Genomic DNA, 25,952 nt, shown 5'->3' with positions numbered 1-25,952 from the left:
ACCCGATTCACCCGCTCTGCCACGATCGGGTGAGTCGATGGAGGGAGCGGGACATGGCGGCGAGGCTGGGCGACCGGGTGGCGCTGGTCACCGGTGCGGCGAGCGGGATCGGCCGGGCCACCGCGCTGCGGCTGGCCGACGAGGGCGCGGCCGTCGCGGTCACCGACGTCCAGGACGAGGCGGGCGCCGAGGTCGTCGCCGAGGTCCGGGAACGGGGCGGCCGGGCGGTGTTCGTCCACCACGACGTCACCGGCGAAGCCGCCTGGACCGCCGCGATCGAGGCGGTGCTCGCCACGTGGGGACGGCTGGACGTGCTGGTCAACAACGCGGGGATCGGCGATCGGGGCAGCATCGAGGACAGCACCGCCGAGGGCTACGAGCGGGTCGTCGCGGTGACCCAGACCGGGGTGTTCCTCGGCATGAAGACCGCCTCGGCGGCGCTCAAGGCGTCCGGTCACGGCTCGGTGATCAACGTGAGCTCGATCTACGGGGTCAGCGGCGGTCTCGGCGGCAACCCGGCCTACCACGCCGCGAAGGGCGCCGTGCGCACCCTGACCAAGAACGTGGCGCTGGACTGGGCGGAGTCGGGCGTGCGGGTCAATTCCGTGCACCCCGGCTTCGTCGACACCCCGATCCTCGGCGACCCGGACGCCACCGAGCAGCGCCGACCGCTGGTCGCGGTGACCCCGCTGGGCCGCCTCGGCCGCCCCGAGGAGATCGCCGCCGCCATCGCCTTCCTGGCCTCCGACGACGCCTCCTTCATCACCGGCTCGGAGCTCCACGTGGACGGCGGCTACCTGGCCCGCTGACGGCGACGTCACCGGGCGGCGCGGGTGCTTCGATCGGTTCGGCGGTGGTCCGGGCGAGCAGGGCCAGGGTGTGCTCGGAGCTGGAGCCCTCCGCCGTGGTCGCCACGATCAGGGACTGCTCCGGGGAACGGCCCACCACGAGGGCCTGCTTGGTGACGGTGAGCGCGCCCACCAGCGGGTGCCGCAGCTCGAACTCGTCGGCCTGGCACGGCTTGACCCGGTGGTCGCCCCACATCGCCACGAACTCGGGGCTGCGCATGGACAGCTCCCCGACCAGGGCGGCCAGCAGGGCGTCCTCGGGGTGCCGGCCGGCGGCGAGCCGCAGGGTGCCGACCAGGGAGCGGGCCTTGCGCTTCCAGTCGGCGTAGAGCTCGCGGGTGTGCGGGTCGAGGAACAGCATCCGGGCCAGGTTCGGCCGGTCGGCAGGCCGGTCCGGCGCGGTGCGGTCGACGTGCCCGGCCAGCAGCGCGTGCCCGAGCGCGTTCCAGGCCAGCACATCGGTGCGCCGCCCGACGAGCAGCGCGGGCGCGGCGTCGAGGGAACGCATCAGCTCCCGGGTCGTGCGGTCGACCCGCTCCGGAGCCGGGCGGCGCAGCGGCCGGGGGCGCCGGTGGGCGAGCTCGCGCAGGTGGTCGCGCTCGTGCTCGTCGAGCCGGAGCGCTCCGGCGAGGGCGTCCAGGACGGCGCCGGAGGCGTTGCTCGACTGACCTTGCTCCAGGCGCGTGTAGTAGGACGCGCTCACCCCGGCGAGCTGGGCGAGCTCCTCCCGCCGCAGCCCGGCCACGCGCCGCCGCCCGGGGAACTCGGGCAGCCCGACGTCCTCGGGGCGCAACCCCGCCCGCCGAGCCCGGAGGAACTCGCCCAATCCAGTCGCCATGCTCCCGAGTATGCGCGGCGACCGGCCGCCGAGCCTGACCCCGCCGGGGATAGGCGCGGGCGGGTCTGGTCCGGCCCGGATCCGCCGCCGCACGCTGGTCCGCAGCGATACCAGCGAGGAGCGGACATGCACGAGATCGTCTTGGGAGACGTCACGATCACCCGGATCGTGGAGTACTACGGCTCGGTCGGGATGGCACCCGGCACCTTCTTCCCGGAGAGCCCGGCGGAGTCCTGGCGGGACGGCGAGCACTGGCTCGCACCGGACTTCCTCGACCCGGCCACCGGGACCGTCGTCGCCGCCGCCCAGACGTGGCTGCTGCGCAGAGAGGGCCGGACGATCCTCGTCGACACCGGCGCGGGCAACGACAAGGAACGCCCGCACGCACCGGTGTGGAGCCGGCTGGACACGGACTTCCTCGGCCGCCTCGCCGCGGCCGGGGTCCGGCCGGAGGACGTCGACCTGGTCATCAACACCCACCTGCACGTGGACCACGTCGGCTGGAACACCCGGCTCGACGGCCGCACGTGGGTGCCGACCTTCCCCAACGCCACCTACCTCTTGCCCCGGGCCGACTTCGAGTTCTGGAACCCCGCGAACGGGCGCACCCCGATCTCCGGGCACGGCAACCAGAACGTGTTCGAGGACAGCGTCGCCCCGGTGCACGAGGCCGGGCTCACCGAGCTGTGGGAGGACGGCCACCGGATCGACGCGAACCTGCGGCTGGAGCCCGCGCCCGGCCACACCCCCGGTTCGTCGGTGGTGGTGCTCGAATCGGGCACCGACCGCGCGCTGTTCGCGGGCGACCTGCTGCACACCCCGCTGCAGTTCGTCGAACCCGACACCAACAGCTGCTTCTGCGAGGACCCGGTGCGGTCCCGGGCCACCCGGCGGCGGCTGCTCGGCTGGGCCGCCGACACCGGCGCGCTGGTCCTGCCCGCGCACCTCGGCGGGCACGGCGGCGCGGAGGTGGTCCGCGAGGGCGGCTCGTTCGCCATCAAGGGCTGGGCGCCCTTCGCCCGCCTCTGACCGCGCCGATTTCCCGCGAACCCGAAGGAGAACCGGGTGTCCGACCCGATCGTCACCACCACCGCCGGGGCCGTCCGGGGCCGCGCCGGCGGCACCGCGCACGTCTTCCACGGCATCCCCTACGCCGCACCGCCCACCGGGGCGGCCCGGTTCGCCCCGCCCGCCCCGCACGCCCCGTGGTCCGGCGTCCGCGACGCGACGGCGCCCGGCCCGACCGCGCCCCAACCGCGCCGCGACTTCGGGGCGCTGGACATGTCGCCCTACTTCGGTGCGGGCTGGGTTCCCGGCGCGGACTACCTGACCGCCGACGTGTGGACCCCGCCGAACGCGCACCGCAACCCGGTGCTGGTCTTCGTGCACGGCGGCGGGTTCGTCGCCGGATCAGCCCGGACCCCGCTCTACGACGGGACGGCCTTCGCCCGCGACGGCGTCGTCCTCGTCACCCTCCAGTACCGGCTGGGCATCCCCGGGTTCCTCGACGTGCCCGGCGCACCGCCCAACCGGGGGCTGCTCGACGTGGTGGCCGGGCTGCGCTGGGTGCGGGAGAACATCGCGGCGTTCGGCGGTGATCCCGGCACCGTCACGCTCGCGGGCCAGTCCGCCGGGGCGACCATCGCGGCCGGGGTGCTCGCCACCCCCGAGGCGGCGGGGCTGTTCCAGCGCGCCATCGTGCAGAGCGGCAGCGGGCTCGGCGCGTTCTCCCCGGAGCAGGCGGCGCGGGTGACCCGCGCGGCGGCCGACGCCCTCGGCATCGCCCCGGCCGACTTCGCCCCCGACTTCGCCCCCGACTTCGCCGAGGTGCCGGACGAGCGCCTCGTCGAGATCGCACCGGAGCTCGGCGGCCTCGACCTGCGCACCGCGACCCGGTTCGACCCGCTGGTCGGGCTCAGCCCGTTCAGCCTCGTGCTCGACCGCCAGCCCGCCGAAGCCGCGACCGCCGACGTCGCGCTCCTCGTCGGCACCAACGCCGAGGAGGGCAACCTCTACCTCGCGCCGCAGGGCGAGCTCATCACCTCGACCGCCCAGGACGTGCACGACACCGCCGCCCGGGTGGCCGCCGACCCGGCCGCCCTCGTGGCGCGGCTCCGGGCCGAGCACCCGGCGGCGACCGAGGGCGGGCTGCGCTCGGCGATCCTGGGCGACGCGCTGTTCCGGACCGGCAGCCGCCGCCTCGCCGACGCCCACGCCGCACGGGGACGACCGACGCACCGCTACGAGTTCGCCTGGCGCTCCCCCGCGCTGGACGGCTCGCTCGGCGCGGCGCACGCGGTGGAGCTGCCGTTCGCGTTCGACAACCTGCACGTCCCCGCGCTGCGCGGTCCCCACGGGCTGCTCGGCCGCCCCGCCCCGCCGGCCGAACTCGCCACCCGCCTGCACGGCGCCTGGGTGGACTTCGCCCGCACCGGCAACCCCGGCTGGGCCCCCTCCGACCCCGCCCACTTCACAGCCTGAGCACCCTCCGAACGCGGAGTGAGGGGCACCCTTGTCCAAGTTACTTGGACAAGGGTGCCCCTCACTCACTTCCCTGACGGGTGAACGGGCGCGGTGGCTACTGGCCGCAGGCGGCCAGGACGAGTTCGCGGACCCGCTTGGCGTCGGCCTGGCCCTGGGTGGCCTTCATGACCGCGCCGACGATCGCGCCCGCCGCCTGGACCTTGCCGCCCCGGATCTTGTCCGCGACGTCCGGCTGCGCGGCCAGCGCCTCGTCGATCGCCGCCTGCAGCGCCGAGTCGTCGGAGACCACGGCCAGCCCGCGCGCCGCGACGACCTCGTCCGGCTCGCCCTCGCCCGCCAGCACGCCGTCGACGACCTGCCGGGCCAGCTTGTTGGTCAGCTCGCCGGCGGCGACCAGCGCGATCACCCGCGCCACCTGGGCGGGCGTGATCGCCAGCTCGGTCAGCTCGACGCCGCGGGTGTTGGCCTGCTGGGACAGGTAGGCGACCCACCAGGACCGGGCGTCGCCGGACGGCGCCCCGGCCTCGACGGTCTCCGCGACGAGCTCCAGCGCTCCGGAGTTGACCAGGTCGCGCAGCTCCTCGTCGGACAGTCCCCATTCGTCCTTGGCCCGCTTGCGGCGCTCCCACGGCAGCTCCGGCAAGGTGCCCGCCAGCTCGGCGACCCACTCGCGGGACGGCGCGATCGGCACCAGGTCCGGCTCCGGGAAGTAGCGGTAGTCCTCGGAGGTCTCCTTCGGACGTCCCGCCGAGGTGCCGCCGCTCGCCTCGTCGAAGTGCCGGGTCTCCTGCCGGATCGAGCCGCCGGAGGCGAGCACCGCGGCGTGCCGCTGCATCTCGTAGCGGACCGCGCGCTCCACGCTGCGCAGCGAGTTCACGTTCTTGGTCTCGGTCCGGGTGCCGAACTCCGCGGTGCCCTTCGGCATCAGCGACACGTTCGCGTCGCAGCGCAGCGAGCCCTGGTCCATCCGCACGTCGGACACGTCCAGCGCCCGCAGCAGATCGCGCAGCGCGGTGACGTAGGCGCGGGCCACCTCGGGCGCCCGCTCCCCCGCACCGGTGATCGGCTTGGTGACGATCTCGATCAGCGGCACCCCGGCGCGGTTGTAGTCCAGCAGCGAGTGCTCGGCCCCGTGGATCCGGCCGGTGGCACCGCCGACGTGCAGCGACTTGCCGGTGTCCTCCTCCATGTGGGCGCGCTCGATCTCGACCCGGAACAGCTCGCCGTCGTCGAGCACCACGTCGAGGTGGCCGTCGAACACGATCGGCTCGTCGTACTGGGAGGTCTGGAAGTTCTTCGGCATGTCCGGGTAGAAGTAGTTCTTCCGGGCGAACCGGCACCACTCCGCGACCTGGCAGTTCAGCGCCAGGCCGATCCGGATCGCGGCCTCCACGGCCTTGCCGTTGACCACGGGCAGCGCGCCGGGCATCCCCAGGCACACCGGGCACACCTGGGTGTTGGGCTCGGCGCCGAAGGCGTTCGCGCAGCCGCAGAACATCTTGGTCCGCGTGGACAGCTCCACGTGGACCTCCAGGCCCAGGACCGGGTCGTACCGCTCCAGGACCTGCTCGTAGTCCATGATCTCCGCCACCGCGGTCACTCGTCGTCCTCCTTGCGCCGCAGCGTGCGGACCGCCAGCGCGGTGCCGGTGACCAGGCCCGCCGCGGTGATCAGCACGTCCGCCATCGCCAGCTTGTCGTTCTTGGCCCGGGCGTCGCGGAGGCTCGCCCGCAGGCCGAACGCCGCGGAGAGCACGGATGCGAGCTGGAACGCCGCCTTGATCTTCGGGTTCATCACGCCACCTCCAACTGCGGAACGCTGTTGATCAGTGCGCCGCCCAGGGCGGCGTCGCGCGCGGCCTCGTAGGCCGCCCCGACCCGGTAGAGCCGGTCGTCGGCCATCGGCGGAGCCATGATCTGCAACCCGACCGGGAGGCCGTCCTCGTCGGAGAGGCCGCAGGGCAGGCTCATGGCCGCGTTGCCCGCCAGGTTCGACGGGATGGTGCACAGGTCCGCACGGTACATCGCCAGCGGATCGTCGACCCGGTCGCCGATCGGGAACGCGGTGGTCGGCGTGGTCGGCGAGACCAGCACGTCGACCTGCTCGAAGGCGGCGCCGAAGTCCCGGGTGATCAGCGTGCGCACCTTCTGCGCCTGCCCGTAGTAGGCGTCGTAGTAGCCGGAGGACAGCGCATAGGTGCCGAGCATGATCCGCCGCTTGACCTCGGGGCCGAAACCGGACTCCCGGGTCAGCGACATGACCTCCTCGGCGCTGCGCGAACCGTCGTCGCCGATCCGCAGGCCGTAGCGCATCGCGTCGAAGCGGGCCAGGTTCGACGAGCACTCGCTCGGCGCGATCAGGTAGTAGGCGCCCAGCGCGTAGTCGAAGTGCGGGCAGGACACCTCGACGACCTCGGCGCCCAGCGCGGTGAGCTGCTGCACCGCGGCGTCGAACGCCCGCTGCACGCCGGGCTGGTAGCCCTCGCCGGAGAACTCCCGGACGACGCCGACGCGGACCCCGGCGAGGTCACCGGCGGCCCCGTCCCGGGCGGCGGCGACCACCGGCGGCACCGGCGCGTCGATCGAGGTGGAATCCATCGGGTCCGACCCGGCCATCACCTCGTGCAGCAGCGCCGCGTCCAGCACCGTGCGGGCGCACGGACCGGCCTGGTCCAGCGAGGAGGAGAAGGCCACCAGGCCGTAGCGGGACACCCCGCCGTAGGTCGGCTTGACGCCGACGGTGCCGGTGACCGCGCCCGGCTGGCGGATCGAGCCGCCGGTGTCGGTGCCGATCGACAGCGGGGCCTCGAAGGCGGCGAGCGCGGCGGCCGAGCCACCACCGGAACCGCCCGGGATCCGGTCCAGGTCCCACGGGTTGCGGGTCGGCCCGTACGCGGAGTTCTCGGTCGACGAGCCCATCGCGAACTCGTCCATGTTCGTCTTGCCGAGCAGCACCATGCCGGCCTCGCGGAGCCGCCGGGTCACCGTCGCGTCGTACGGCGGGACCCAGCCCTCCAGCATCTTGGAGCCGCAGGTGGTGGGCATGTCGCTGGTGGTCAGCACGTCCTTGACGGCCACCGGCACCCCGGCCAGCGGCGACGCGGGGGTGCCCGCGGCCCGGTCCGCGTCGGCGCGGCGGGCGGCCTCCAGGGCGCCCTCGACGTCGACGTGCAGGAAGGCGTTCACGGCGGTGTCCACCGCGTCGATGCGGTCCAGGTGCGCGCGGGTCACCTCGACGGAGGTCAGCTCACCCGCCTGCAGCCGGTCGGCCAGCTCGGACGCGCTCAGCCCGGTCGGGTCGTCACCGGATACGGTCTGCGTCATCAGGCCTCCTCGCTCAGGATCCGCGGCACGCGGAACCGGTCCTCCTCGGCCGCGGGGGCTCCGGAGAGCGCCTGCTCGCGGCTCAGGCCGGGCCGGACCTCGTCGTCGCGGAAGACGTTGGTCACCGGCACCGCGTGGGACGTCGGCGGGATGTCGTCCGCGGCGACCTCCCCGACCCTGGCCACCGATTCCAGGATCACGTCGAGCTGGCCTGCGAAGGTGTCGAGCTCGGCCTCGGTGACGGCCAGCCTCGCCAGCCCTGCGAGGTGCGCGACCTCGTCGCGGGAGATCTTGGACACTGCGAAGGCTCCCTGGTCATGTGCGGTTCACGGGTACCCGTGAAGTCTATGGTGAACCCGCCCGGTGGGGTCCGGGGGGCGCGCCGGGCCGGGCGGGGTCGCCGGGGTCCCGGAAAGCGCAGGTCATTCCACTGCGTGGACGCCGGGATCACCACAGCGGCCCCGGATCTGCCACAATTCCAGCGCCAACCCCCGGCCGCCGGACCAGCGCGGTCGTGGAGCCGCGCGGCCGGCGAGGTGCCGCGCACGAAGCTGGAGGCGTTGAGTCCGGTGTCCTTCCTCGTTCGGGTGCAGATACCGGACCAGCCGGGCACCCTCGGCTCGGTCGCCAGCGCTCTCGGCGAGATCGGCGCCGACATCCTCAGCGTCGACGTGGTGGAGCGCGGCGGCGGGGTGGCCATCGACGACCTGGTGGTGGAGCTGCCCTCCGGTCGGCTGCCGGACGTGCTGATCACGGCGGCCGAATCGATCGAGGGCGTCGAGGTGGACGCGGTCCGGCCCTACTCCGGCGTGCTGGACACCCACCGCGAGCTGGAGCTGGTCGAGGAGATCGCCGCCGACCCGGGCAACGGGCTGCAGATCTTCGCCGAAGGCGTGCCGCGGATCATCCGGTCGGGCTGGGCGATGGTGTTCGGGCACCGCTCCGGCGGCGCCGAGCAGCTCGCCGCCAGCACCTCCGCACCGCAGGAGGGCTACCTGGAGCTGCCGTGGCTGCCGCTGGACCGCGGCACCATCCTGGACAGCGACGCCGAGTGGGTGCCCGGGACGTGGCAGGAGCTCGGCACCGAACTCGCCGCCACCCCGATCGGCAAGCCCGACCGGGTGCTGCTGGCCGGACGACCCGGCGGACCGCTGTTCCGCACCGCCGAGCTCGCCCGGCTCTCCCACCTCGCCGGGATCGTCGCCGTCGTCCTGGACAACTGAGCCCCCGCGGCTCACCCGTTCGGAACAGGAGTGAGGGGCACCCTTGTCCAAGTAACTCGGACAAGGGTGCCCCTCACCCAGCAAAACCCACCCGCACGACGAACGAGAAGCCCCGCGCGCAACGGCATCCGGCACCACCGCCAGGCAAGCGGCACGCACACGCCGAACCCGACCACCGTCAGGCAAGCGGCGAAAGCCGCTTCCGCTTTGCCCCACCCCCGCAACTCGCACCGCCGCGGGTTCTCAGCGGTCTTCTCGCGAGGACGCCCTGACGCTGTGTACGCGCTTGTACATGAGGAAGGGCGCCCGGAGCGAGAAGGCCGCTGAGGTTCCGCTGCCCGCACCGCTCCGCAAGGCGAGTTCAGAACAGTGGAAGACGGTGAGCGGTGAGGCGGAAGTTTGGCACTGGTAGCCAATCCCGCTCCGGCATCGGCTCGAAGCCCAGTCGCCGGTAGAGGCGCTGGGCGGCGGTGGCGACCTCCGAGACGCAGAGCACGACCTGCTTCGCGTCCTCCTGTCGGGCCCGGTCCAGCACCGCGCCGACGAGGGCGGCGCCGATGCCGCGCCCGGCTGCTTCGGGGGCCACCGCGAGCATCCGGAACTCGACCTCGCCGGGCCGGGCGATCTCGGCGTACACGCCGCCGGGTCGGGCCACGGTGACCGTGCCGAGCACCGCGTCGTCGTCCACCGCCACCAGCAGCTCCGCCTTCGCCGCGCGGTCGGCGGCGTTGCGCAGCTCGGTGGCGTAGTCGATGTCGTCGGCCGGGAGGTTGCCCGCCTCGGCGTAGGCGCGGACGCAGAGCTCGCCGATGGCCTCGAAGTCGGCCGCCCGGGCAGCGCGGATCGTCGTCATGCCACCGGATGCTGCCACTCGGGGCGCGGTGCTCATTCCGCGGGCAGCGCGCGCTCGGCGGCGGCCTCGGGGCCCTGCTGGAGCAGCGCGGTGAACCCGTCCTCGTCGAGGACCGGCACCTTGAGCTGCATCGCCTTGTCGTACTTCGACCCGGGCGAGTCGCCGACCACCACGAACGCCGTCTTCTTCGACACCGAACCGGCCGCGCGGCCACCGCGTTCCATGATCATTTCCTTGGCCTCGTCCCGGGAGTAGGTCGTCAGCGTCCCGGTGACCACGATGGACAGACCTTCGAGGGTGCGCGGGACGGATTCGTCGCGCTCGTCGGCCATCCGCACGCCCGCCGCGCGCCACTTGCGCACGACCTCGCGGTGCCAGTCCACCTCGAACCACTCGACCACGGCCGTCGCGATCGTCGGGCCGACCCCGTCGGTGGCGGCCAGCTCCTCCTCGGTCGCCTGCTCGATGCGGTCCAGCGACCCGAACTCGCGGGCCAGCGCCTGCGCGGCGGTCGGCCCCACGTGCCGGATCGACAGCGCCACCAGCACCCGCCACAGCGGCTGGTTCTTCGCCGACTCCAGGTTCCGCAGCAGCTTCGCGCCGTTGGCCGACAGGGCGCCGTCCTTGGTGCGGAACAGCGGGGTGCGCAGCAGCGCGTCCTCGTCGAGGTCGAACACGTCGCCCTCGTCGGTGAGCACCCCGGAGTCCAGCAGCGCCGCCGCCGCCTCGTAGCCCATCACCTCGATGTCGAAGCCGCCGCGCCCGGCGAGGTGGAACAACCGCTCCCGGAGCTGCGCCGGGCAGGACCGGCTGTTCGGGCAGCGGATGTCGACGTCGCCCTCCTTCTGCTGGCGCAGCGGCGTCCCGCACTCCGGGCACAGGGTGGGCATCTCGAACTCGCGCTCCTCGCCGGTGCGGACGTCCGCCACCGGGCCGAGCACCTCGGGGATCACGTCGCCCGCCTTGCGGATCACCACCCGGTCGCCGATCAGCACGCCCTTGCGGCGCACCTCGTCGGCGTTGTGCAGGGTGGCCATCGACACCGTGGACCCGGCGACCTTGACCGGCTCCATCACCGCGTACGGGGTCACCCGCCCGGTGCGCCCCACGTTGACCCGGATCTCCTGCAGCGTCGTGGTCGCCTGCTCCGGCGGGTACTTGTAGGCGATCGCCCAGCGCGGGGCCCGCGAGGTGGTGCCCAGCCTGCGCTGCAGCGGCACCTCGTCGACCTTGATCACCACGCCGTCGATCTCGTGCGCGGCGGAGTCGCGGTGCTCGCCCCAGTACCGGATGTGCTCGACCAGCTCGTCCTCGGTGGTCAGCACGACGGTGTGCTCGGACACCGGCAGCCCCCAGGCGCGCAGCGCCGCGTAGGACTCGGACTGGCGGGCCGGTTCGAAGCCCTCCCGCTTGCCGAGCCCGTGGCAGATCAACCGCAGCGGGCGGGTGCGGGTGATCCGCGGGTCCTTCTGCCGCAGCGATCCGGCGGCGGCGTTGCGCGGGTTGGCGAACGGCGGCTTGCCCGCCTCGACCAGCTTCGCGTTGAGCTCGGCGAACTCCTCGACGCGGAAGAACACCTCGCCGCGGACCTCCACCAGGGCGGGCACCGGGTACTCGTCGGTGCCGGTGAGCCGCTCCGGCACGTCGGCCATGGTGCGCACGTTGAGCGTCACGTCCTCGCCGGTGCGGCCGTCCCCCCGGGTCAGGGCCCGCTCCAGGCGCCCGTCCCGGTAGAGCAGGTTGATGGCCAGCCCGTCGATCTTGAGCTCGCACAGGTGGTGGACCTGACCGCCGACCTCGCGCTCCACCCGCTCGACCCAGGCGCGCAGCTCGTCGGTGTCGAAGGCGTTGTCCAGGCTGAGCATCCGCTCCAGGTGCGCCACGGCGGTGAACTCGGTGGAGAACGTGCCGCCGACCACCTGCGTGGGCGAGTCGGCCAGGCGCAGCGCCGGGTGCCGCTCCTCGATCCGCTGGAGCTCGCCGAACAGCTCGTCGAACTCGCCGTCGGAGATCGTCGGGGCGTCGAGCACGTAGTAGCGGAACTGGTGCCCGCGCACCTCCTCGACCAGTGCGGAATAGCGTTCCCGCACGTCAGCGGGAACGTCCTCGGCCCCTTCCGCCGCACCGCCCGCGGCGGGATCGCCGGGCAGCTCACCGGGCAGCTCATCGGGGCCGTCGAGATCGGGGCCGTCGAGGTCTGGGCGGCGCGGGTCTTCGCTGGTCACGTGCCGAGGTTAACGAGCCGCCCCGACAACGGCACGCAGCGCCTCGCCGTCGCGGCGCGAGCTCAGCCGCGATCGAGCTCGCGGACCAGCTCGCGCAGCTCCAGCAGGCCGATCGCGCCCTGCGGCTCCCGGTCGGCGGTCTCCACCCGGCCGAGCCGGTCGGCGGCCAGCCGTTCGCCGAGGGCGGCGTCCAGCGGCAGGAACGTCAGCGCCCGCTTCACGTCGTCGTCCAGGGCGGCGAAGCCGGGGTGGTACACCGCGACGTCCACCAGGCCCTCCGCCTCGTCGACCTGCGCCACCACCCGGACCTCCGCCAGCGGGTAGCGCTCACCGCGCAGGTTGACGGTGACCTCGGTGGGATCGGGCACCGCGGGCACCGAGTCGTGGTACTCCCACAGCGGCCCGGGCGCGGGCGCGGTGGCCTTCCAGGCGTCGGTGAAGCGGCGCAGCTCCGGGTCGGCCTGCCCGCTCACCACCAAGGCGTAGACGGCCTGCTCGCCGCGCTCGATGCCGAAGGTCAGCCGCGGGTGCAGCGCGGCGACGGCGTCGGCGACCAGGGCTTCGACCCGCTGCGGGGACTCGTCGCCCAGCGCCGCGGCGATCTCGGGCAGCATCGCGTCCCAGCGCTGCCAGAACTCCCGCGCGAGCGCGTCGGCGTCGACCGGTTCGGACTCGGGCGCCGAGCGGCGGCGGAAGAACTTCAGCATGGCCCCATTGTGCCGGTCCGGTCCGCGCGGCGGGGCCGGTTCGGCACCGAACGCAACGGACCGGCAGGACGGGTCAGGACCGGCAGGACGCGTCCAGCGCGGCGGAGGCGACGTGCGCCAGCTCGGCCGGGTCGATCCCGCGCACCCGGCGGGCCTCGGCGAGCGCCGCCAGCACCGCCGTCAGCGGGTCGTCGTGCGCGGCGCGGCGCAGCACCTCCAGCGCGTGCAGCTCGTTGCGCACGGCGCTGCCGCGCGGCCGGTTGAAGACGCTGCGCCAGCTCCACTCCCGGACGGTCTCGTTGAGCCGCGCGTGGTCCACCCCGCGGCGGTCGCGCATCGCGGCGAGCACCTGGTCCACGACGGGATGGCATAGGAAGTCCACCGAGCCGAGCACGTGCCGGGCCACCGCCAGCGCGGCGCTGCGCCGCTCGGCCGAACCGGCGGCCCGCAGCAGCGGCGCCAGCTCGGGCGGGTAGCCGGTGATCTCCGACGGTGGCGCGGGCAGCGAGGCCAGGTCGTCGGGCCACGGGGCGACCGGGAAGGTCCGGAACTCACCGGCCAGCCACTCCCGCGTCGGTTCGATCCCGGTGACCCGGCCCGCCAGCGCGAGCATCAGCGACACCGGTTCCGCCCGCGACCACGGCAGCCCGGCCCGCGCGCCCTCCAGCTCGTCGGGCGCGGCGCCCTCCCGGATCTCCGGCAGCACCGCCTCGAACGTGGTCCGCAGCTCGCCGGCGGCGGCGCTGGAGAAGCGGGTGACGGCCGCGGCGTCCCAGAACAGCGACACCCCGCGGGTGCCCCGGGTGATCCGGCGCAGCACCTCCGGGCGCCGCCCCTGGAACCCGCCGTCCTCGACCACCAGCAGCCAGTCGCCCAGCGGGCGCACCGCGATCATCGGGTACCGCTCCTGCTGGGCGAAGGACTCCTCGCAGAACTCGTCGATGTCCAGCGGGCGCGCCAGGTCGGCGACCGCCCCGAACCCGGCGGCGACCCGTTCGACGTCCGCACCGCGCACCAGCGTCAGGCACGCCGCCTCGTGCAGCGTGCTCCGCCGCAGCCACCCGGCGCGCTCCACCTCGTCCTGCCCGGAGTCCTGTACCACGGACTTCTTCCTACCAGCAGCACGCCGCGGCCACCGACCGTTCACGAAATCCCGTCAGCGGTTCGGCCGCCCGGGTGCCCGGTGACCGGCGGCGTCGCGACCCAACCGGGCGGCAACAAGTCGGGGGCCGGGGCGCGCTGCTCGCCCGGGTCCGGCGCACCGGCGTCCGGCCACGACAACCGGACCACTTCCGGCTCGCGGCCGGGCCGCAGCGCCCGCCCGCGACCGGGCGGCTGCGCGGTGGCCACCACCCCCGGCCACAGCTCCCCGTCCCGGGGGTCGCCGTTGAGCACCACCGCCGTGCACCCCGCGTCGCGCAGCGCGGCCGCGACCCCGGAGCGCAAGGCCCCCGCCTGGTTGACCGAGTTGTGGGTCAGCACGAGGTGGAACCCGATCCGCGCGCCCTCCGCGAGGTGGTCGACCAGCCCGTCGAGCACCTCCGGGGCGATCAGCTCGGCGTCGGCGACCAGGAGGAACACCCGCCGGTCCCACCGCCCGCCGCGCGAGCGCCTGCCGAGTTCGGCCAGCAGCGGCTCCACCGCCGCGCGGAACCCGCTGGGCACCGCCAGGTAGCTCAGCCACGCGGGGAACTCGCCCAACAGCTCCCGGCGCGGATCCAGGACCACGACCCGGCTTCCCGGGTGGAGGCGTTCGACCTCGCGGTGGACGACCCGCAGCAGCGAGCCGGTCCCCGAACTGCGGGAGCCGACGCAGAGCAGGTGCGCGGTCTCGTCGAGGTCCACGTCCAGCCAGGCACCTTCGCGCTCCAGCCAACCGATCCGCAAGCCGCTCCCGCTACCCGCCGAGTACGGGACCACCGGGGGCGCGGTCACCGCTGCGGACGCCCTCGCGGGGAACCCCGGCCACGCCTCCGCGATCCGCCGGGCCAAGGCCGCACTCGGCTCGGGCCCCTCGTCCTCGAACCACGGCAGCGCCAACCGGAACCGGGCACCCCCGAGGACCCCGGTACCGGGCGCCTCCCGGCTCAGCTCCCACCGGGTCGGTAGGTCCGGTCCCCCTCCCCCGGGCTCCACCACCGCGATGACGTGGACCCCGAACCTCGCGCCGCGCTCGGCGATCCGCTCGATCTCCGCCGCGAGGTCGCCGAACCGGTCCACCATCACGTGCCACGGCTCGACCACCAGGTAGAGCAGGGGTGCCGGGCCTCCTTCGCCCGCTTCGCGCGCGCCCAGGACCGCGGTGATCTCGCGGATCATGGCCGCCGCCTCGGCGTCCGCACTGCCGAACGACGCCGTCCCCGCCACGTGCGGTAGCGCGGCGAGCACGTCCCCGCAGGAGAAGCCGTCGCCCCGGCCGAGGAAGTAGAACACCAGCTCCTCGGGTGTCCTGCTCAGCGCCAGCGCCAGCACTGCGGTCCGCGCCGCGGAAGACCGGCCGGATCTCGGCGGCCCGCTGATGAGGAGGTTGCGCCCCACCGGGAGCGTGAGCGGCGCGGTCGTCGCGCGCTCGAAGTCGTCCACGATCCCCACCGGCAACCGGTCCGCGCCGGGCGCGGCGGTGGACGCCCCGCGCACCGGGTCGGACGACGGCTCGCCGAGGACGTCGGCGAGGGTGATCGGCCCGTCCAGCGGGTCGGCGAGCACCTCGGCCCGCGTCGGGGCGTCACTGAGCGCGCGCAGTTCCTCGGCGAACTCGGCGTTCGGCTCCCAGCCCTGGAACCGGACCGGCGGGTCGTCCGCCCTCTTGAGCCACCCGAGCCCTTGGACGTCGGTGGCCTCCGCCGCGGCACCGCTGCCGAGCAAGCGCCAGGACTCAGCCCGCGCGGTGGTCCGGTGCACGATGCGGAAACCGCACAGGTCCAGGAGTTCGTCCGGTTGTTCAGGTCCGAGCTCGTAGCCGTGCAGGAGCACGTGGACGTCCACCTCCCCACCGCTGCGCATCACCGCGAGGATCTTGTCCATCAGCCGCGGCGCGGAGAAATGCGGGAATTCCAGGTTGATGGTGACGACCAAGGGCGACCAGGAACCCGGTTCCGCCGCGCGCCGCCGGTTGATCTCACGCTGCACGCGGTCGAGTCCGGTGGGCAGCGGTACCGCCCGGTCCAGCACGCAGTGCGGCAGATCGACCAGGCCCCGCAGCTCGTTCCGCTTGGCGCTGCCGAGCAGGGCCAAGGACAGCTCGGCCGGGGAGTGGGCGAGCGCGAGCAGCGTCACCACCGCGCGCACCGTCTGGGCGACCCGCGCTCCCGGCCGTCCCACGACGAGTCCGTGCGGTCCGGCCCCTGCCGACCGAGTCGCTGCCCCGGTGCGGAGGTCGAGCACGACGGGGCGACCGGACCGGTCCACGCCGAGCGGGATCCGCAGCGGCGGGCGGGCCGGTTCCGCCGCCGGCTCTCGGAGCAGGCCGAGGTCGCGCAGGCCCGCCGGGCCGATCGTCCGGGGAACCGGCCGCCCGTACTCCTCCACCGAGGCGACGTCCTCGGCGATCCGCCCGCTGTGCCGCCCGAGCCGGGGCAGGGCGGGGCGGAACGGTCCGGTGTGCGAGCGCGCCGGGCCCTCGCCCAGCTCGATCCGGCCGGTGAGCTGGCTGTGCACCCGCGGCGGCAGGTCCGAGGCCCGCCGCGCCGTGGCCACCACGTGCAGCCCGAACTGGAGCCCGTCGCGGGCGAGCATGACGACCTCGCGCACCAGGTCGGGGTTGTGGTCGGCGAAGGGTTCCCAGCGGTCGAGCACGAGGAACAGGTCGGGGTGCGCGTCGTCGAGCTCCCCGTTGCGCCGGGCGGCGCGGAAGTCGCGGACCGAGTCGAAGTCCCGCTCCCGGAACAGCGCCCGCCGCGCCGCCAGGGTCCGCCCGGCGGCGGCCACCACCCGACCGATCGCCTCGTGCTCGTCCGGTCCGACGACCGCGTCGACGTGGTCGAGCCGGGCGAACGCGCCGAACCGGCTTTCCGAGTCCACGCAGCTGATCCGGACCTCGGACGGGTCGGCGCCCGCCGCCAGTCCGAGCAGGACGGTGCGCAGGAACCGGCTCTTGCCGGAGCCGCTCGGGCCGAGCACGACGAGGTTGTGCGCGGCGAAGTCGACGGTGAAGGGTTCCCCGGCCGCGCCGCGCACGCCGACGACCGGCGCCGCGGTGCGCCCCAGCGGCTCGTCCGGGCGACGCAGCGGGTCGCCGAGCAGCTCGCCGAGGGAGACCTCCGGCAGGTCGGCGGTCGAGGGCGGCGCCGGGACCGTCCCGCCGGTCCGCGCGACGTAGAAGGTGCCGTAGCCGTCGTTGGTGCGCTGCGGGCTCTGGCGCCCGGCGAGCTTCGCGGCCACGTACAGGTAGAGCTCCTCCCCGGTGATCAGCCCGTCGCCGTCCGCGTCGGCCGCACCGGTGCGGATGCCCTCCAGCAGGGCGTCGGTGAACAGCGAGGAGGCGATCGCGGCGTTGTCGGTGAGCCGGTCGTCCTCGTAGGCGTACTCCAGGGCGCTGGTCGCGGTGAGCAGGAAGGTGCCGCGCCCGGTGAGCTGGGCGTGGTCGACCAGCGCCGAGGACTTGGCGCCGCTCAGCGAGAACGCGCCGCTGTAGCAGCAGTCCAGCAGCAGCACCTTGGTGGAGGCCTGCGAGGCGTGCACCCGCTCCCGGACGAACGACGCGGTCAGCGCGGTGGAATCGGGCCGGTCCAGCTCGGTGTTGCAGGCCGCGAACACCAGGTTGCCCCGGTCGTCCTTGAGGCCGTGGCAGCTCAGGTAGAGCAGCACCAGGTCGCCGGGGCCCGCGTTGCGGAACACGTCGTCCACCGCGCGTTCGAGCTGGCTGCGGGATTCGTTGCGCAGCACCTCGACCTGGTCGAAGTCGCCCTGCGCGAGCAGCACCTGGCGGAGCTCCTCCGCCTCGTCGGCCGGGGCGCGCAGCGCGCGCAGCCCCGGATCGGCGTACATCGAGGTGGCGATCAGCAAGGCCAGGCGCACGCGATCACCTCTCCGCGGGCTCGCCCTCGTCGAGCGCCCCCGAGGAGGCCAGGGCCGCCGTGATGGCGTGCACCACGGCGCTCTGGTCCTTGCCGGACAGCCCGGTGATCTCGATCCGGTTCTCGCCCTCGCCGAGGACGACCTGGCGCGCGCCTTCCCGCTGCAACCGGGCCACCAGCACCTTCGTGGCGGCGGTGAGGGCCGCGGTGGAGAACACCCCGCTGAGCACGAGCTGCCCGATCTCCAGGGCGGCACCGGCCTTGGCGCCCTCCTCGACGGCACCGCGCACCCGGTCCACCCGCAGCACCGCGAGGTCGCGCAGCTCACCGAGCAGCCGGTGCGTCGCCTCCTCCCGGCGCTGCGGGTCGTCGTCCTGCAGGGCGAAAGTCACCATGAGCCGGGCCATCTGGGTTCCCCTCCGGAGCCGCGAGCGTGCTCGCTCACGGTAACCCAGTGATCACCCGGCCCGGGGCCGGTTCGGCAGCGGACCGGGCTCAGCTCTCCGCGTGCTCGGCGAAGACGCCCGCCAGGTCGCGGCTGAGCGCGATCGCGCGGCGGGCCCACGCCGGGTCGGCCCCGGCGAGTCCGCAGGTCGGTGTGGGCACGGCGAGCTCGGCGAGTGCGCGGCGGCCGAAGCCGAGGCGGGAGGCGAGCGCGAAGGCGGGTTCGGCGAGCCGGCCCGGTCCGACCGGCGCGTCGGTGGCCGGGGTGCCGGGCACCAGCCCGAGCAGCAGCGGCACCCGTTCCTGCCAGGTCTCGCCGAGCTCGTCGGCCAGCGCCCCGGTGACCTCGCCCAGTCCGGTGGCGTCCAGCGCGATCGCGGCGGCCCCGGCGCGGCGCAGCAGCGCCACCGGCGGCCGACCGGCGCAGCAGTGCACGACCACCGGCGCCCCGAGCCGCTCGACCACCCCGGCCAGCAGCCGCTGCGCCTCCGGTTCGGGGACCGCGGGCACGGTGCCGTAGTCCGAGGGCGTGGGCAGCCGACCGGCCAGCACCGCGGGCAGCACCGGCTCGTCGAGCTGCACCACCACCGGCGCCCCGGTGCGGGCGGCGACCGCCTCGACGTGCCCCCGCAGGCCCTCGACCAGCGATTCGGTGAAGTCGGCCAGCGCACCTGGATCGGTGAGCACCCGGTGGCCGCGGGCCAGCTCGACCTCGGCGGCCAGCGTCCACGGACCGGCCGCCTGCACCTTCACCGCGCGCGGCGCCCCGGCCTCGCCGACGGCCTGCTCCACCGCGTCCAGGTCCCAGCGCAGCAGGTCCTGCCCGCGCCGGTGGTCGCGACCGGTCTTGCCCGCGACCCGGTAGCCGGAGGGCACCAGTTCGACGGCGAGGTCGACCAGCATCGCCGCGGTGCGACCGATGATGTCGGCACCCACGCCCCGGCCCGGCAGCTCGGGGAACGGCATCAGCTCGGGCAGCTCGCCGACGACGGTGCGCGCCGCCTCCACCGGGTCCGACCCCGGCATCGAACCGATGGCCGTGGCCACCCCGGGCGCAATGGTGATGTCGGAACCGCGCAGTTGCTCTGGCATGGCTCCATTATCCGCCGCGGACGGCCGGGGCGTCAGCGGCGCACCCGGTGCACGGCCGCGTGTGACGTGGGCGATACCCGGCTGAAGATCCCTTCATCCTGGCCCCACGGTGCTCTCACCCGGTCTCCCTAACTTCGTCCCCGTCGAAGCTCCGCCACTCGTTCGAGGGAAGAAGGAACGTCATGCTGCCCGTCGCCACCGCCCAGCACGGCACGACCGCACCGGGCGCGGTCCGCGAGGTCGACGCACTCCCCCGGCGGGACGATCTCGACCCCGTTCGGCTGAACCGGGCGAAGAAGGCGTACACCACCCGACATCTCGCCGCCCGCATCGACGACGACCCCTCCGGCTACGCGCTGCTCAGCGGACCGGGCGTGGTCCCGCAGCCGGGCGATGTGGTGCTCGCCCGCGTCGACGAGATCGGGCTGCACGCGAAGCTGGAGAGCCCGGTGAGCCGGCGCCAGACCCTGTTCCCCGGCGACGAGGTGCTGATCGCCTACGGGCACCGCTACGCCCCCGACCAGTTCGAGGCCGAGGTGCCCGGCGACCTGCGCCCCCTCCACCTCGTCGCCGCGGGCGGCCTGGCCGGGTTCGTGACCGCCAAGCACGACGACGTCGACGATCCGACGGTGGTGCGCCCGGTGGGCCTGCTCGCCGACGCGGAGGGCATCGTCACCCTCCAGCGGTCGGCGCCGCGCCGCACCGGTGGCCGCGGGCCCGCGACCGGAGGTCGTCCCCGGGTCATCGGCGTGCTCGGCACCTCGATGAACGCGGGCAAGTCGACCACGGTCAACTTCCTCATCCGGGGGTTGGCGCAGTCCGGGCTGCGGGTCAGCGCGGGCAAGGCGACCGGTACCGGCGCCGGGAGCGATCCGCACGGCTTCCTCGACGCGGGAGCGGCGGAGGTCCTCGACTTCACCGACTTCGGCTACGCCACCACGTTCCGGCTCGACCACGACCAGGTCCGGTCGATCTTCGTGTCGCTCCTCGAGGAACTGTCGGTGCCGGGCACCGACGTCATCGTCGTCGAGATCGCCGACGGCCTGTACCAGGGCGAGACCAAGCGGTTGCTGGCCGACCCGGTCTTCGCCCGGCACGTCGACCAGGTCGTGTTCGCCTCGTCCGGGGCGCTCGGCGCCGTCGCCGGGGTGGAGGTGCTGCGCAGCCACGAGCTCCACGTCTCGGCCGTCAGCGGGGTGGTCACCTCGGCACCGCTGGCCGTGCGCGAGACGCGGGAAGTGCTGGACGTCCCCGTGGTCAACACCTACGAACTCGCCGACCCCGACGTGGCGCGGGCGCTGCTGTGAGCCGGGCAGCCGCGGAGCCGATGCCGGACCTCCTCACCGGCGGCCGGCGGGCGATGTTCGCCGTGCTCGTCTCCACCGGGGCGGGGCAGGCGGCGCTGGCCGGGATCACCGCGGTCACCATGCCGCGCCTGATGCAAGCCGACGACCCCGGCCACCGGTGGACCGCGCTCGGCGTCCTGCTGCTGGCCGCGCTGGGGGTGGGGCTCGTCCGGGTCCTGGAGCGGGTGTTCGCCGAGAAGCTCGCCCAGGACTACGTGCACGAGATGCGGGCCGGACTCGTCGCCTCCAGCCTCGCCGGGGCGGACGGGCCCTCCCTCGGGACCACCATCGCCCGCACCACCAACGACCTCTCGGCCATCCGGAACTGGGTGGCGTGGGGCATCGCCCCCCTGGCCGGGGGCATCCCGCTGATCGTCGGCGTGGTCGTGGTGCTGGCGGTGATGCACCCGATGCTCGCGCTGGCGGTGCTCGCCCCGGTCCTCGTCCTCTGCGGTGGTCTCGCGCTCCTCGCCCGGCCGGCGTTCAGCCGGGCCCGGGCGGTGCGCAAGGCCCGCGGGCGGCTCGCCTCCCACGTCAGCGACACCGTCGCCGCCGGCTCGTCGATCCGCGCGGGCGGCGGGATCCACCGGGAGCTCAAGAAGATCGACCAGCTCAGCACGAACGTCGGAGCGGCCGCGGTGCACCGCTCGAAGGTCGCCGGGTACCTGCGCGGCATCGCCGCGGCCACCGCGGCGGTCTCGACCCTCTGCGTCATCACCGCCGGTTCCTGGGCCGGCATCGATCACGCCTCGATCGCCACCGCGATCACCGTCGTGGGCGTGCTGGCCGCGCCGACCCACGACCTCGGCCGGGTCGTGGAGTACCGCCAGTCGTACCTGGCGGCGCGGCGGATCCTCTCGCCCGCGCTCGCCCCCGGGGCCGGAGCGGCGCGGCGCCGGTGGCCGCGCGGGGGCTCCTCGGGCACCGACCGCGGCGCCGCGCCGTCCGAGGTCCACGTCTCCGAACTCCGCATCGGACGCGTCGACGCACCCGGGCTGATCGCCGCTCCGGGCGCCCGGGTCGTCCTGCGCAGCCAGGACCCGGAACGCGTCGACGCGGTGCTCGGGTTCCTGGCCGGCGTCGACGGCCGGGCCAAGGCGTGGGTGCGGGTCGCCGGACGTGACCTCGGCGACCGGTCCCCGACGGAGCGGCGCAGCCAGGTCGGGTACGCCGCGCGCGGGCTCGCCGTCGAACGCGGCACCATCGCCAGGGCGGTGCGCTACCGCAACCCGGACTCGAAGCGCCCGGTCTGGCCCGCGCTGCGCGACGTCGGGCTCGAGGAACGCGTGGCCGCCCTGCCCGACCGCGAGCGGACGAAGCTGCGGCGGGGCGGTGAACCGCTGTCGCTGCCCGAGCTCGCGCGCCTCCAGCTGGCCCGAGCGCTCCACGAGGAACCGCCGCTGCTGGTGCTCGACCACATCGACGACCAGCTCGGCGCCGACGGCCGCGCCCTGCTCGGACGGCTGCTGGCGGACTACCCCGGGGTCGTGGTCCTGGCCACCGACGTGCCCGCCACGATCGTGCCGGACCACCAGGTCTGGGACCTCGACGCCGGATCGGCCCCCGGCCGCGCCGTGCTGGCCGGGTTCGGGCGCCGGTGAGGTGGCCCCCGGTCAGCGCGTCGCGGAGATCAGCCCGCTGCCCAGCACCAGGTCGCCGCGCTCCTCCGGCCGGTACAGCACGATCGCCTGCCCCGGCGCCACCCCGCGCAGCGGCTGGCGGAGCTGCACCCGGATGCCGTCGTCGTCGGCCTCGGCGACCGCGTCCGCGAGCCCGCCGTGCGCCCGGACCTGCACCACGCACTCGGTCGGCCCGTCCAACGGACGGCCCGGCCAGATCGGGCGGCGGGCGTCGACCTCGGTGACCGCCAGGTGCTCGGCCGAGCCGACCGCCACCGTGCCGGACACCGGCTCCAGCGACAGCACGTAGCGCGGCCTGCCGTCGGGGGCGGGGGCGTCGATGCCCAGTCCCTTGCGCTGGCCCACGGTGAAACCGTGCACCCCGGCGTGCTCGCCGAGCACCGCGCCGCTCTCGGCGTCGACCAGCTTGCCCGGGGACCTGCCGAGCCGGTCCTCCAGGAAGGAGCGGGTGTCGCCGTCGGGGATGAAGCAGATGTCGTGGCTGTCCGGCTTCTCGGCGACCGCCAGGTCGCGGCGCCCCGCCTCCTCGCGCACCTCGGACTTCAGCGAGTCGCCGAGCGGGAACATCGAGTGCCGGAGCTGCTCGGCGGTCAGCGAGGCCAGCACGTAGGACTGGTCCTTGTCGGCGTCCCGGCTGCGGCGCAGCTCCGGCACCCCGTCGACCAGCTCCAGCCGCGCGTAGTGGCCGGTGCACACCGCGTCGAAGCCCAGCGCGATCGCCTTGTCCAGCAACGCTTCGAACTTGATCTTCTCGTTGCAGGTCAGGCACGGGTTCGGGGTGCGGCCCGCCGCGTACTCACCGACGAAGGTGTCGATGACCTCCTCGGTGAACCGCTCGGCGAAGTCCCACACGTAGAACGGGATGCCGAGCAGGTCCGCCGCCCGCCGCGCGTCCCGCGAGTCCTCCACGGTGCAGCAGCCCCGCGCGCCCGTGCGCAGCGTCCCCGGCTTGGCCGACAGCGCCAGGTGCACGCCGACGACCTCGTGCCCGGCCGCCACCGCGCGGGCCGCGGCGACCGCCGAGTCCACCCCACCGCTCATCGCGGCCAGCACTCGCACGCCTCACACCTCCCTGGCGCCCGCGGACGCCGAAGACCGGCGCGACCCGGCCAGGCCGGCGTCGCGCGCTCGTCGCACCACCGGGCCGATGGCCCCGGTCAGCGCTCGGACATCCGCCGCGGTCGAGGTGTGCCCCAGGGAGAACCGCAGCGATCCGCGCGCGGCCTCCGGCTCGGCTCCCATCGACAGCAGCACGTGGCTCGGTTCGGCGACGCCCGCCGTGCAGGCCGAACCGGTGGAGCACTCGATCCCGTTGGCGTCCAGCAGCATCAGCAGGCTGTCGCCCTCGCACCCCGGGAAGGTGAAGTGCGCGTTGCCCGGCAACCGCGACGGTCCGGCGCCGACGCGGCCGGTCCCCGGGTCGCCGTTGAGCACCGCGTCGGGCACCTCGGCGAGCACACCGCGGACCAGTTCGTCGCGGAGCGCGGCGAGCTGCGGGGCGTGCGCCTCCCGGGCCTCGACGGCCTCGCGCACCGCCCGCGCCAGCCCGAGCACACCGGGCACGTCGAGGGTGCCGGAGCGGACCTCCCGCTCCTGGCCGCCGCCGTGCAGCAGCGGGGCGCACGGCACGTCGCGGGCCAGCAGCAGCACCCCGGCGCCGTAGGGGCCGCCGACCTTGTGCCCGGTCATCGTCAGCGCGGACACCCCGGAGGCCGCGAAGTCCACCGGCAGCGACTCCACCGCCTGCACCGCGTCGGTGTGCAGCGGAACCCCGTGCTCCTCGGCGATCCCGGCCAGCTCGCTGATCGCGTTGACGGTGCCGACCTCGTTGTTGGCCCACATGCAGGTCACCAGGGCCACGTCGGCGGGGTGCGCGGCCAGCGCCTCGGCCAGCACCTCGGCCCGCACCCGGCCGTGGGCGTCGGCGGGCAGCCACGTCACCTCGGCGCCCTCGTGCTCGACCAGCCACTCCACCGCGTCGAGCACCGCGTGGTGCTCCACCGCCGAGGCGAGGATCCGGCGCCGCGCCGGATCGGCCGCGCGCCGCGCCCAGAAGATGCCCTTCACCGCCAGGTTGTCGCTCTCCGTCCCCCCCGCGGTGAACAGCACCTCGGAGGGTCGGGCGCCCAGCGCGTCGGCCAGGTCCTCGCGCGATTCCTCGACCGCGCGGCGGGCCCGCCGCCCCGAGGTGTGCAGGGACGAGGCGTTGCCCAGCCGGGCCAGCGCCTCGCTCATCGCGTCGACCGCCGCGGGCCGCATCGGGGTCGTGGCGGCGTGGTCAAGATAAGTCATCGCACGTCCAGGGTAATGCAGCCCCACCCGCCGCCGAGCCGAGTACCCAGCTCAGCACCCCCGGCGAGGCAGGTCACACCGGCAGCGCCGATCCCTGGGCCGACTCCTGGGCCGACCGGGCGAGCCCGCGACGGTCGTCCGCCCGGCACGGCGGCCGGAACGCCACCTCCGCGACCAGCCCGGAACAGCGCGCCACCCCGAGCACCGAGCTCAGCAGGGACGCCTCCCCGACGAACGCCACCGCCGTGGTCGGCGCCCCGGCCGCCAGGTAGCGCAGCGCCACCGGGCGCACCGGGGCACCGGCGTCGAGGGCGGCCTGGAACAGCGCCGGCCGGAACCGACCCGCCGACCGGCCGCACCACGTCGTCCCCTCCGGGAACGCCCCCACCACCGCGCCGGAGCGCAGCGCACCGGACACCTCGGCGACCGCGCCCGGCAGCGCCCGCAACCGGTCCCGGTGCAGGAACAGCACGCCGAAGCGGTGCGCCACCCCGCCCAGCAGCGGCCAGTCCCGGAGCTCGGCCTTGGCGACCATGCGCAGCGGCCCGACCGCCTGCAGCAGCACCACGTCCAGCCAGGACACGTGGTGGGCCACCACCAGCTCCCCGCGCTCCGGCGGGGTCCCGCGCACCACCCACCGGACGCCGACCGCGCGCAGCACGGCGCGGAACCACCGCGGTGACCACCACCTCCGCAGCCCCGCGGGCAGCAGCGCCAGCAGCACTCCCAGCGGCAGCAACCCGATCAGGACCGCCAGCCGCAGCAGCACCAGGGCGGTGGGGACCTCCCGGTCCCGGTCCGGCAGGCAGGTCGGTCCGCACGGCGACACCGGCGACCACGGACCGGTCATCCGGCCACGCCCCAGTAGCGCAGGTAGCGGTGGTCGACCGCGGCGAAGTCCAGCAGCACGAAGAAGTCCGCCACCCCGAACTCCTCGTCGTGCGCCGGCCTGCCGCAGACCTGCGCGCCGAGCCGCAGGTACCCGCGCAGCAGCGGCGGCAGCGGGCCGCGCGCGGTGGTCGGCCCCGGGCGGAATTCGCGGTGCGGGTGGACCCGGTGGCGCGGCGGGGCGTAGTGCCTGCGCGACACCGCGTCCCAGACCCGCGCGGCCAGCGCCCCGCCGTCGTCCAGCGGCACCGAGGCGCACCCGGCGAGCCACCGGTGCCCGTGTTCGTCGAGGTAGCGCGCGATCCCCGACCACACCAGGCCGACGACCGCGCCGTTGCGGTGGTCCGGGTGCACGCAGGAGCGGCCCGCCTCCACCAGGCCGGGGCGCAGCGGGTCGAGCGCGGTGAGGTCGAACTCCTCCGCCGAGTACAGCCCCGCCGCCGACCGCTGCGGGGGCAGCAGGCGGTAGGTGCCGACGACCGCACCGCTGAGGTCGTCGCGGACGAGGAGGTGGTCGCAGTGGTCGTCGAACCGGTCCTGGTCGAACGCGCCGAGGGGCACTCCCCACTCGGCGCCGAGGACCTGCGCGCGCAACCGCTGGGCGGCGAGCACGTCGAGCGGGTCGCGGGTGACGACCATCGAATACCGGGAGGCCGCCGGGCTTGTCACGGCGGCGAGTGCAGCGTCTGGCGACATGACGCAGGTGTACCGCCGGGCGGAGAACCGCCGGTAGG

22 protein-coding genes are annotated in these 25,952 nt (G+C 74.7%); 6 read left to right on the top strand and 16 right to left on the bottom strand.

The window, feature by feature from the left end; genetic code table 11:
• Positions 1–53: 53 nt before the first annotated feature.
• Positions 54–809, top strand: coding sequence for an SDR family NAD(P)-dependent oxidoreductase (locus ABD976_RS26210; protein WP_345367738.1), 756 nt, complete (start codon positions 54–56; stop codon positions 807–809).
• Here ABD976_RS26210 and ABD976_RS26205 read toward each other — a convergent pair.
• Complete coding sequence (locus tag ABD976_RS26205) at positions 763–1,686, bottom strand: helix-turn-helix transcriptional regulator (protein WP_345367737.1); 924 nt, start codon at positions 1,684–1,686, stop codon at positions 763–765. The two genes, ABD976_RS26210 and ABD976_RS26205, sit on opposite strands and share 47 nt — an antisense overlap.
• A 126-nt stretch (positions 1,687–1,812) precedes the next feature.
• Here ABD976_RS26205 and ABD976_RS26200 point away from each other — a divergent pair, with 126 nt between their 5' ends.
• Positions 1,813–2,715, top strand: coding sequence for an MBL fold metallo-hydrolase (locus ABD976_RS26200; RefSeq protein ID WP_345367736.1), 903 nt, complete (start codon positions 1,813–1,815; stop codon positions 2,713–2,715).
• A gap of 36 nt (positions 2,716–2,751) precedes the next feature.
• Entirely contained in the window at positions 2,752–4,167 is a 1,416-nt protein-coding gene (locus ABD976_RS26195) for a carboxylesterase/lipase family protein (protein ID WP_345367735.1), read from the top strand.
• Positions 4,168–4,264: 97 nt separating this feature from the next.
• On the opposite strand, the gene gatB is transcribed toward ABD976_RS26195, so the two are convergent.
• From gatB to gatC, 4 genes are read right to left on the bottom strand one after another with little or no spacing between them, the layout of a single operon-like run.
• Positions 4,265–5,770: an Asp-tRNA(Asn)/Glu-tRNA(Gln) amidotransferase subunit GatB gene (gatB, locus tag ABD976_RS26190; protein ID WP_345367734.1), complete on the bottom strand. Its 1,506-nt coding sequence runs from the start codon at positions 5,768–5,770 to the stop codon at positions 4,265–4,267.
• Positions 5,767–5,964, bottom strand: a complete 198-nt coding sequence (locus ABD976_RS26185; protein ID WP_345367733.1) for a hypothetical protein — start codon at positions 5,962–5,964, stop codon at positions 5,767–5,769. Before ABD976_RS26185 ends, gatB begins: the two co-directional genes overlap by 4 nt.
• Positions 5,964–7,493 carry an Asp-tRNA(Asn)/Glu-tRNA(Gln) amidotransferase subunit GatA gene (gatA, locus tag ABD976_RS26180; protein WP_345367732.1) on the bottom strand — a complete coding sequence of 510 codons (1,530 nt, stop codon included), beginning with the start codon at positions 7,491–7,493 and terminating at the stop codon, positions 5,964–5,966. The genes ABD976_RS26185 and gatA overlap by 1 nt, the downstream gene beginning before the upstream one ends.
• Positions 7,493–7,792, bottom strand: coding sequence for an Asp-tRNA(Asn)/Glu-tRNA(Gln) amidotransferase subunit GatC (gatC, locus tag ABD976_RS26175; RefSeq protein WP_345367731.1), 300 nt, complete (start codon positions 7,790–7,792; stop codon positions 7,493–7,495). The genes gatA and gatC overlap by 1 nt, the downstream gene beginning before the upstream one ends.
• Positions 7,793–8,062: 270 nt before the next feature.
• Between gatC and ABD976_RS26170 the strand changes: the two genes are divergently transcribed.
• Positions 8,063–8,716 carry an ACT domain-containing protein gene (locus ABD976_RS26170; protein ID WP_345367730.1) on the top strand — a complete coding sequence of 218 codons (654 nt, stop codon included), beginning with the start codon at positions 8,063–8,065 and terminating at the stop codon, positions 8,714–8,716.
• A 361-nt stretch (positions 8,717–9,077) separates the two neighbouring features.
• Here ABD976_RS26170 and ABD976_RS26165 read toward each other — a convergent pair whose 3' ends face one another.
• From ABD976_RS26165 to ABD976_RS26135, 7 genes are all read right to left on the bottom strand, one after another.
• Entirely contained in the window at positions 9,078–9,569 is a 492-nt protein-coding gene (locus tag ABD976_RS26165) for a GNAT family N-acetyltransferase (RefSeq protein ID WP_345367729.1), read from the bottom strand.
• A 32-nt stretch (positions 9,570–9,601) separates the two neighbouring features.
• A complete protein-coding gene (gene ligA, locus ABD976_RS26160; RefSeq protein ID WP_369774599.1) occupies positions 9,602–11,731 on the bottom strand; it encodes an NAD-dependent DNA ligase LigA in 2,130 nt (709 codons plus the stop codon).
• A gap of 125 nt (positions 11,732–11,856) precedes the next feature.
• The gene (locus tag ABD976_RS26155; RefSeq protein ID WP_345367728.1) at positions 11,857–12,501 is read right to left on the bottom strand and encodes a hypothetical protein; all 645 of its coding nucleotides are present in this window, start codon (positions 12,499–12,501) and stop codon (positions 11,857–11,859) included.
• Between the two features lie 73 nt (positions 12,502–12,574).
• Positions 12,575–13,603, bottom strand: a complete 1,029-nt coding sequence (locus ABD976_RS26150) for a DUF6461 domain-containing protein (RefSeq protein WP_345367727.1) — start codon at positions 13,601–13,603, stop codon at positions 12,575–12,577.
• Positions 13,604–13,644: 41 nt separating this feature from the next.
• Positions 13,645–17,517: a caspase, EACC1-associated type gene (locus tag ABD976_RS26145; protein ID WP_345367726.1), complete on the bottom strand. Its 3,873-nt coding sequence runs from the start codon at positions 17,515–17,517 to the stop codon at positions 13,645–13,647.
• A 4-nt stretch (positions 17,518–17,521) separates the two neighbouring features.
• Positions 17,522–17,923: a hypothetical protein gene (locus tag ABD976_RS26140; RefSeq protein WP_345367725.1), complete on the bottom strand. Its 402-nt coding sequence runs from the start codon at positions 17,921–17,923 to the stop codon at positions 17,522–17,524.
• An 88-nt stretch (positions 17,924–18,011) separates the two neighbouring features.
• Positions 18,012–19,052 (bottom strand): uroporphyrinogen decarboxylase/cobalamine-independent methonine synthase family protein, encoded by a 1,041-nt coding sequence (locus ABD976_RS26135; RefSeq protein ID WP_345367724.1) that lies wholly within the window; start codon positions 19,050–19,052, stop codon positions 18,012–18,014.
• A 182-nt stretch (positions 19,053–19,234) separates the two neighbouring features.
• Here ABD976_RS26135 and ABD976_RS26130 point away from each other — a divergent pair, with 182 nt between their 5' ends.
• Together ABD976_RS26130 and ABD976_RS26125 are read left to right on the top strand one after the other, a co-directional pair.
• Positions 19,235–20,359 (top strand): DUF1611 domain-containing protein, encoded by a 1,125-nt coding sequence (locus ABD976_RS26130; protein WP_345367723.1) that lies wholly within the window; start codon positions 19,235–19,237, stop codon positions 20,357–20,359.
• A gap of 20 nt (positions 20,360–20,379) precedes the next feature.
• Positions 20,380–21,999, top strand: coding sequence for an ABC transporter transmembrane domain-containing protein (locus tag ABD976_RS26125; RefSeq protein ID WP_345367722.1), 1,620 nt, complete (start codon positions 20,380–20,382; stop codon positions 21,997–21,999).
• A gap of 12 nt (positions 22,000–22,011) precedes the next feature.
• Here ABD976_RS26125 and mnmA read toward each other — a convergent pair whose 3' ends face one another.
• The 4 genes from mnmA to ABD976_RS26105 all read right to left on the bottom strand — a co-directional run bounded on the left by mnmA (position 22,012) and on the right by ABD976_RS26105 (position 25,914).
• Positions 22,012–23,097 (bottom strand): tRNA 2-thiouridine(34) synthase MnmA, encoded by a 1,086-nt coding sequence (mnmA, locus tag ABD976_RS26120; RefSeq protein WP_345367721.1) that lies wholly within the window; start codon positions 23,095–23,097, stop codon positions 22,012–22,014.
• Between the two features lie 3 nt (positions 23,098–23,100).
• Positions 23,101–24,330 carry a cysteine desulfurase family protein gene (locus ABD976_RS26115; RefSeq protein ID WP_345367720.1) on the bottom strand — a complete coding sequence of 410 codons (1,230 nt, stop codon included), beginning with the start codon at positions 24,328–24,330 and terminating at the stop codon, positions 23,101–23,103.
• Positions 24,331–24,403: 73 nt separating this feature from the next.
• Positions 24,404–25,180 carry a lysophospholipid acyltransferase family protein gene (locus tag ABD976_RS26110; protein ID WP_345367719.1) on the bottom strand — a complete coding sequence of 259 codons (777 nt, stop codon included), beginning with the start codon at positions 25,178–25,180 and terminating at the stop codon, positions 24,404–24,406.
• On the bottom strand, positions 25,177–25,914 hold the full coding sequence (locus tag ABD976_RS26105; protein WP_345367718.1) for a GNAT family N-acetyltransferase: 738 nt from the start codon (positions 25,912–25,914) through the stop codon (positions 25,177–25,179). The genes ABD976_RS26110 and ABD976_RS26105 overlap by 4 nt, the downstream gene beginning before the upstream one ends.
• Between the last annotated feature and the right edge of the window lie 38 nt (positions 25,915–25,952).

The organism is Saccharopolyspora cebuensis, from assembly GCF_039542665.1.
GTDB lineage: Bacteria > Actinomycetota > Actinomycetes > Mycobacteriales > Pseudonocardiaceae > Saccharopolyspora > Saccharopolyspora cebuensis.
This window is presented reverse-complemented; position numbering and strand designations above follow the sequence as displayed.

Coding starts and splice junctions, on each gene's coding strand:
- ABD976_RS26210 (WP_345367738.1), top strand. CDS start 54: ATGGCGGCGAGGCTGGGCGACCGGGTGGCGCTGGTCACCGGTGCGGCG.
- ABD976_RS26110 (WP_345367719.1), bottom strand. CDS start 25,180: ATGACCGGTCCGTGGTCGCCGGTGTCGCCGTGCGGACCGACCTGCCTG.
- ABD976_RS26140 (WP_345367725.1), bottom strand. CDS start 17,923: ATGGCCCGGCTCATGGTGACTTTCGCCCTGCAGGACGACGACCCGCAG.
- ABD976_RS26125 (WP_345367722.1), top strand. CDS start 20,380: ATGCCGGACCTCCTCACCGGCGGCCGGCGGGCGATGTTCGCCGTGCTC.
- ABD976_RS26105 (WP_345367718.1), bottom strand. CDS start 25,914: ATGTCGCCAGACGCTGCACTCGCCGCCGTGACAAGCCCGGCGGCCTCC.
- ABD976_RS26135 (WP_345367724.1), bottom strand. CDS start 19,052: ATGCCAGAGCAACTGCGCGGTTCCGACATCACCATTGCGCCCGGGGTG.
- ABD976_RS26115 (WP_345367720.1), bottom strand. CDS start 24,330: ATGACTTATCTTGACCACGCCGCCACGACCCCGATGCGGCCCGCGGCG.
- ABD976_RS26200 (WP_345367736.1), top strand. CDS start 1,813: ATGCACGAGATCGTCTTGGGAGACGTCACGATCACCCGGATCGTGGAG.
- ABD976_RS26165 (WP_345367729.1), bottom strand. CDS start 9,569: ATGACGACGATCCGCGCTGCCCGGGCGGCCGACTTCGAGGCCATCGGC.
- ABD976_RS26205 (WP_345367737.1), bottom strand. CDS start 1,686: ATGGCGACTGGATTGGGCGAGTTCCTCCGGGCTCGGCGGGCGGGGTTG.
- ABD976_RS26185 (WP_345367733.1), bottom strand. CDS start 5,964: ATGAACCCGAAGATCAAGGCGGCGTTCCAGCTCGCATCCGTGCTCTCC.
- gatA (WP_345367732.1), bottom strand. CDS start 7,493: ATGACGCAGACCGTATCCGGTGACGACCCGACCGGGCTGAGCGCGTCC.
- ABD976_RS26155 (WP_345367728.1), bottom strand. CDS start 12,501: ATGCTGAAGTTCTTCCGCCGCCGCTCGGCGCCCGAGTCCGAACCGGTC.
- ABD976_RS26130 (WP_345367723.1), top strand. CDS start 19,235: ATGCTGCCCGTCGCCACCGCCCAGCACGGCACGACCGCACCGGGCGCG.